Source organism: Ruegeria sp. CDSA221 (assembly GCF_059611825.1).
Map to the genome: position 1 here is coordinate 1 of NZ_JBXWPK010000029.1, position 6,858 is coordinate 6,858.

Consider the following 6,858-nt stretch of genomic DNA (forward strand, 5'->3'; position numbering starts at 1 on the left):
CGTTTCAATCCCATAGTTCGTCTCCTTTGCTGCAATAAATGCTATCAAAGGAGCGGCATCAAACCGCGACACGTCCAGAATGTATCTTGATACCGGGCCAGAACAATTCGAGGCGCGCGGATTGTACCAAAAGCTCGGATTTCAGCCGATCAAACCCTATTACAATGTCAGCGACGAAATGGCAGATTGGCTAACTTTCATGGTGCTGCAACTCGACCCACAGTGACTGGATTGAGGTTGGGGACCGCTTAATACAGCACTGCGCGCAGGTGAATGAAAAGTTTGCGAGTGCAAACTAGTAACGATAATGGCTCCCATTATCGTTATCGATACGAACGGCTCAAAGCAGCCTTTGCCTTGGCATCCAATTGCTCCGGGCGCAGTCCATAATGCGGACATTTATGTTTGAGACATCGGGCGTTCGCCTATTTAGATTTCTACCTTGAGCAATGAGCCACTCGCCACCATATGTTGCAATAGCCCGGCATTCTTAATCTAAATCATGCGATCTAGAAGGAGGCTGTCTGCTGACGCCCACCACACGACATAGCAAAGCTCTACAATGCCTTGCCTACCAGGAATGGGAGTATACAGCTCGGATCCATGGAGCTGGAGTAAACCCGACCAAGTCAGGCGAACAACTTGGCAATACCCTGAGGGTCGGCCCAGCTAGGCACCCCCTTGAAATCGATCCTCGGGCATTCCCATACAGTGCCACGGACCAACCACCAATTGGATCAGACTACATGTAGGTGCACATGCCGGCCAAAGTTTGCGACACATTCTACACGGGCGAACCGTTTCACCAGTTCTATTGATCAATAGCCGAGCAAATCTCAGACGTTTTTTCCGTACCTGCAGAGCTCTGTAGTGTGAGCATATTGCACATAAGCCAATCCAGTTCTTGCGCGTGCCGCGTGTCCAGCTGACGGCGTTGCTCGATTTCCGCACCAAACCAATCTCGGAAATCCACAACAGTGTCACGGAAAAAGGCGTCAGCTACTTCGCCCGAGCAAATCTCGGTTCGAACGCACAGCGAAAGCCGTGTGAAAAACTGAACCACGGCGTTATACGATCCTGGTTCAGCAGCTTTTTGAGCCCGGCGAGCAATGTTCGCTTTTGCAATCGCTAGACGTTCCGGGTCGTTCGAAAGGTTTTCCCGCTCGTCAGCCACCATGACTTCCAAGACACCCGCAATCGAGAGATAGGCTTCTTGAGCCCCCCGGGTTTCCCAGATTTCTATCATTTCGAGCGTTTCGGATGCTCTGGCTGAATCTTTCCGATCCCGATACTCAATAAACCCCCAGACGCCAGCTATGATTAGTCCGCACAACCCTGTCAGCGCGGCCAGGCCAGCCATACCATCCCAGACATAAACAGGAACACCAACGACACGTTTCTCGGTCATTTCGGACAAGCCTCAAAAAGGTCGAACGACACGGCCGGATTCAGCGGAGCGGAATGTTCTTCTAATAGCCCTCTCAAACACGACACCCCGTTAACATCGAGAAGGTAGACGGCTTTGGTCAATTCCTGACCGCCATTCGGATATTGCCCGTCCAGCGGCGGAAGCGTCGATAAACCGCCACGTACATTCAAACTCTCTCCGTCGATGGTACACGAGTCCAAGTCCACGCTCATTCTCTGTTTAGGAGCTTTCGCAACCCTGGCCGAAATCTCTTCGTAATTTTCCGAGAAGCACTTGGCGCGCGCCTCATCAATTTTCACAAGCTCATCGCAGACCAGACAACTGGCACCCGCAACAGAGGTCCAGAACATCGTGACGCCGGTGGTCGCATAAATTGTTAGACTAAAAAAGCGCATAATCTCCGACGACCCGTCCCTTTGTCATCCACGGAACCTGCAACCCTTCGCTCTGGGCCGAAACAATTCCACTCACTCCAGTTAAAAGTTCAGATGCTTCAATGCGTCCGTTGCTGTCTTTATCGAATGCACCTCGATCATTCAGCAGAACACGCTCCAGAGCAACTGTGAAAAGGCCCCCGCTTTGCGAGCGCGCCTCGATAGATTGCTGTCGCCCTTTGGACGCAGAAAAAATCGTCAAGTTCGCCGGAACGCTGGAGAGGCCTTGAACAGCACCATCGTTCGTCGCGTAGCTTCCGGTTCCTGCGGCACCCGAGTGGCAAGCATCTATCAAGATTGTTACCCGTGCCTCGGTACGAGCCAAACGTTCGGCCACAGCATTCCAAGCCAACCCAGTTCCTTTCAGGTCCGAGGGATCTGTTCCGGACATTGCGTAGTAAAATGTGCCATCGTTGTCGCGAAGCCCATGGCCCGCAAAGAACAAAACTGCGTGGTCCGACGGCCCTAGCCCTTCCAGCGTCGCGTCTATCGCCGCCAAGACATCCTTCGGATGCGCACGTCGCCCACCGACAAAGCGCGGTTCTTCAAATGCAGGAACTTCATCGGGGAGGCTTTCCATGGTTCGCATGAAGCGATCTGCGTCCGCTTTTGCGTAATTCAAATCTTCCAGCTTTGGATCTTTATACAGGTCGACCGCAATCGCGAGCGCCCGACGCGTACCACCATCAGTTTCCGACCCCAAATCCACTGTTATAGGATTGCTTGCGAGACCATCTTTATCAATCGCAAGTAAACTCGCATGGCGCGCTCCTGGCAATCTTGGAACAGTGAAACTGTGCGCCTGAGTTTCTGACGGGAGGGCCTCTGTCGCGGTCAGCACCCCGTCCTGATAAAGCTGGAGTTTCCGGGCCTGGCGACCCTCAGTCAACAAAGCATCCACTTTAATGTCGTCTCCCTCGACCCCGATAGCTCCATCAAGACCAGGGGGAACAGGCACTTGCTGCGAAGGCACTTCGTGACCAAGAAGAACGGTCTGGGCCAAACCGCGCGCGTTGAGCACAGCATCGAAGCGATCAAGGCTGAACTGACCGTCCAATCCGGGAAACCGCAAATCAATCAGCGAAGCAGCCTCGGCGGTCGCGTCAAACCGATAATCATCTGTCCAAACCGCGACCTCATCATCGATGATCCGACCTGATAAAACAGTCTTTCCATCTGAGATCCGGTGCAAAAAGAAGCCGCCGTCTGAATTCATCTGGACGACGTGGCCCTGGTCCGCCGTAAGAAACGCATCCACCATCAGGCTGCCTGAAGGAAGGTCATTCCATATGCGCCCCAGCTCCTGTGTCGAAACATTGAACAGCATGATACCGCCGCCGCCGCCATTATGCGCGACGACTTGATCTTTGAACAGCCGCGCCTCAAAGGGCCAGTCTTGAAACTGTGCTTGACGGTCGCTTGCAAGGTAGCTGTAACCAACAACAGATTTGTCGACAACAACTTGCGGCTGTGCTTCACCCGTCATTGGAAGCGAAAAGAAGTACGACTGCCCACGCAATGTGCCGCCGGTCGCACCCGATTGACACTCCATGCGTCCCAATAGAAATGTGCCCTGCTCTGATTCAAAGACTGCGATTTGATCAATCGTTTCAGGTAGCGCAAGCGCGCCTTGTTTAGCGAAAACAGCCTGATCCGTAATAGAAGCCTCTTCGCCTCCCCCCGGCTTCAGATAATGAAAGCAATCAGACGCATAAAAAAGCGCTGGCGGTTCCGGGACAAGATCAAAGGCCCAGCCCGTGGATTCACCAACATTCTCCAACGTATTTCGCAATTCCAAAATCTCAGCGTCGCTACGTTCGATGATCCGCTCCACAACAGGCCCGGCGCCATCTGATGAAATAAGTTGACGGGCAGCCACTCCCTCGAGCAAGGGGATGCCTATACGCTCATAAGCACTTACCGCAGCACCACCGTTGCCTCGCAGAAGAGAAGCCACGACCACAGCTTCTGAGCTGTCTTCGATGGCCGTTGGTATCGCCTCTTCAATGAGAAGCGAACCAATTGGTCTAAGATCAGGCGCACTGAACCCTATGGCCGTCGTGATCGGCGCCACCGGACCAAGGCTGTACATTAGCTCGACCTGTGTCGGATCGATCCAATGACTGTCTGCCCCGTAGCCGTTCCCGGCTTTTTCATTTGCATAAGGCTGGCTTTGAATAGCGCCGACAAAGTGCCCCTGCCCGCCACGCAGCGTGACCAATCCATTCTCTAAATCAAATGCGAAATGAGCGTTCTCTGGATTGGCATCACAACAACTCGGGCTCAGTGTCTGATCGTCGACAATCTTTCGTGCCCCGAAAGTAGACGCAATATCGGTGGACCCCCAGGGTGCGACAGTGCCGAAAAGATAGCTGTCACCCGCGATCCAATGCGACGCCCCGTGGACCTCTGCCAAAGTAACACCGTCCACAATGTCGATCACCTCTTCTCCCACGAGAAGGAAACGCTGGGTAGGCGACAAGCGTAATTCGTGGCCATCACGCTCGATGATCTCTGTCCCATCCGAGAGAGTGGTTAATCGAAACCGGCGATCGCTGAATTCCAGCCTCCGGTCAAAAACTGGAATATCAAAGCTGTGTTCCATATCCGCACGACTCGCGGTTGTTCCGATCACAAGCGACGCCGGTGCTGGATCCACATCGACTTCATAAGATTGGGTCTTCAAGACCACCTCTTCGTTGCAATCTCGAAGCCAGGCCACAAGACTAACATTTACATCTGTCTTGCCCGCCCTGAGCGGAATAAAGTTGACGCTGCCTGCCCTTCCTGCGCCACGGGTCCAAAGCGAGACCATCGCTCGGGTTTCACCGCTCGTTGTTTTAATGCCGAAAGGATTTGGAGATTTGGGCCCTAACACCATGGCTTGGCTTTGGTCGAAACGTATAAGATCTTTACTTGATACGATTAACCACACCGGAATTCGCTCTATTAAAGTGTTATTTGCCCACGAGAGAGTTTCCGACTGTCCTGCCACGGCCTCGGTTACATTTCCGGGAAATTGGAAATCCGCGGCTAGAGAGGCTAAGTCCTCGCGCTCGGCGGCGCAGCTTCCGGCAAGCGGTTTAGCTAATTCAGCTACCCGTGCAGCATGGGCTTCAAAGGTTTCATTGCTGCGCCAGGCAACGCCCTCGTTTACGACTGGAAGGGGGCCGCGGGTGGCCGGAGGATGGTTGTCAACTTCGCCACTGTTTCGCACACCAGTTGTCGCCCCATTATAAGCAACCATACGCGCCGCGCCCGTTTTTAAAAAACAGACCTTACCGTCGTTATGATTATAGGTATACGCGCCGCACCCATTGGTCGACAGGCATAGCCTCGCGCAAGCGTTCTCAGATATCCCCTTCAACTTGGGATCCTGAAGACCAGTTCGGATGTCGCCACCCCATACATCCAATCCTTGATGTTTTGAAAAGGCGCTCCAAACGACTTCTTCTGAAAACGAAATATCCTGTTCGTTTTCATAGCGCTGATATGTCGATTCCGGATTTTGCCCTACAAAAGCCGGTGGGTTTGGGCGCGTGCAAAACTGCAATACCTTTGAAATCGCGCCGGACGAACCGCTCAGCGAAACAGAAACTGGGACACCAGCAACTTCAACGCGCAATTGCGATCCGACTGCCATCGCCGAAAGGATTTGCTGATTTGATTGAGGGTTTAATAACACCATCGCGGTGCCGGTTTGCCCATCAAATCTGCCTGTCCCCAATGCTTGCCTATCTACGCTGATCCGCCCCTGGCCAGGTCCTACACCACTTCCGTTTACTTGCAGCAGAAGATTACCATCGCTCGCGCAGGTAAGTGATACACACGATCCTCCTGTCGCTTTGGTGCAGACTTTGGCTTCTGCCCCTTTGGTTTGCCAGCGATCTAGATCTTGTGCAAACGCATAACCATTCGACACAAGGAATGCAGCTACATACAATCCAACTGTTTTCAAAAATTTGCCTCACAAAAAACTCGTCAATTCCATCATCGTAGCGTTACTGGTTCTGTCGCTCAACCGGCATCATTGCAATTTGTTTTCGACGAAACTTTGGGCGGTACTGTCGAGGTAATTCGGGGTTAGGCTCAGGACCCATAAACGGCATTGAGCTTGACTGATCTGTGTGATTCACGAACCCAAACGATTGGGGGCATGATGAGTAATCTGTTTTGGTTGAGCGACGATCAGATGCTGCGGCTTACGCCGTATTTCCCGAAGAGCCGGGGCAAACCTCGCGTTGATGACAAGCGTGTATTGAGTGGTATTATATTTATAAACCGCAATGGGTTACGCTGGTGTGATGCACCTTCGGAGTATGGCTCGCCGAAGACACTCTACAACCGCTGGAAACGGTGGAGCGACATGGGCATATTTGCTCGGATCATGGTCGGACTGGCGGCTGAAGCGCCCGACAACAAAACAATCTCCATTGACGCGACCTATCTCAAGGCGCACCGCACAGCCTCCAGTCTGGGGCTAAAAAAAGGGGGCGTGGACGTCTGATTGGACGGACAAAGGGCGGTATGAACACGAAGTTGCATGCCGTGACCGACACGGCTGGGCGACCAATCCGGTTCTTTCTTACCGCCGGTCAGGTCAGCGACTACACTGGAGCCAGAGCATTGGTGAGTAGTTTCCCAGCAGCTGATTGGTTATTGGGAGACCGAGGGTATGATGCGGATTGGTTCCGCGAAGCCCTTGTAGATATGGGAATAACGCCCTGCATCCCTGGGCGAAAGTCCCGCGGCAAAGCAGTCAAATATGACAAGCGTCGATACAAAAGGCGCAACCGCATAGAGATCATGTTTGGCCGACTGAAAGACTGGCGGCGTGTCGCAACCCGCTATGACCGGTGCCCAAAGGTCTTCCTATCTGCAATAGCTCTCGCCGCAACAGTCATATTCTGGTTATGAGTCCTGAGCCTTCTGTATCGCCACTTTGCTATGCTGCCCCCGTCAGCGACCTTGGCCGAGGCTGCTGACGGGGCGGTG

The 6,858-nt window shown here is 53.1% G+C and carries 5 protein-coding genes; 2 read left to right on the forward strand and 3 right to left on the reverse strand.

Annotated features, from left to right (window positions below):
- Positions 1 to 79 precede the first annotated feature (79 nt).
- The gene (locus tag AC2FJ5_RS21130; protein WP_496794499.1) at positions 80 to 226 is read left to right on the forward strand and encodes a hypothetical protein; all 147 of its coding nucleotides are present in this window, start codon (positions 80 to 82) and stop codon (positions 224 to 226) included.
- Positions 227 to 811: 585 nt separating this feature from the next.
- On the opposite strand, the gene AC2FJ5_RS21135 is transcribed toward AC2FJ5_RS21130, so the two are convergent.
- The 3 genes from AC2FJ5_RS21135 to AC2FJ5_RS21145 are packed head-to-tail and all read right to left on the reverse strand — an operon-like array spanning position 812 to position 5,806.
- Positions 812 to 1,408, reverse strand: a complete 597-nt coding sequence (locus AC2FJ5_RS21135) for a DUF4760 domain-containing protein (protein ID WP_496794500.1) — start codon at positions 1,406 to 1,408, stop codon at positions 812 to 814.
- Positions 1,405 to 1,779, reverse strand: coding sequence for a hypothetical protein (locus AC2FJ5_RS21140; protein WP_496794501.1), 375 nt, complete (start codon positions 1,777 to 1,779; stop codon positions 1,405 to 1,407). Before AC2FJ5_RS21140 ends, AC2FJ5_RS21135 begins: the two co-directional genes overlap by 4 nt.
- A 31-nt stretch (positions 1,780 to 1,810) precedes the next feature.
- Positions 1,811 to 5,806: a caspase family protein gene (locus AC2FJ5_RS21145; protein WP_496794502.1), complete on the reverse strand. Its 3,996-nt coding sequence runs from the start codon at positions 5,804 to 5,806 to the stop codon at positions 1,811 to 1,813.
- A gap of 216 nt (positions 5,807 to 6,022) precedes the next feature.
- Between AC2FJ5_RS21145 and AC2FJ5_RS21150 the strand changes: the two genes are divergently transcribed.
- Positions 6,023 to 6,780 (forward strand): IS5 family transposase gene (locus AC2FJ5_RS21150; RefSeq protein ID WP_496794503.1). Its coding sequence is split into 2 segments (ribosomal slippage): positions 6,023 to 6,359 and positions 6,359 to 6,780, totalling 759 coding nucleotides; the frame shifts between segments, so codons are not numbered across the junction.
- Positions 6,781 to 6,858: the final 78 nt, after the last annotated feature.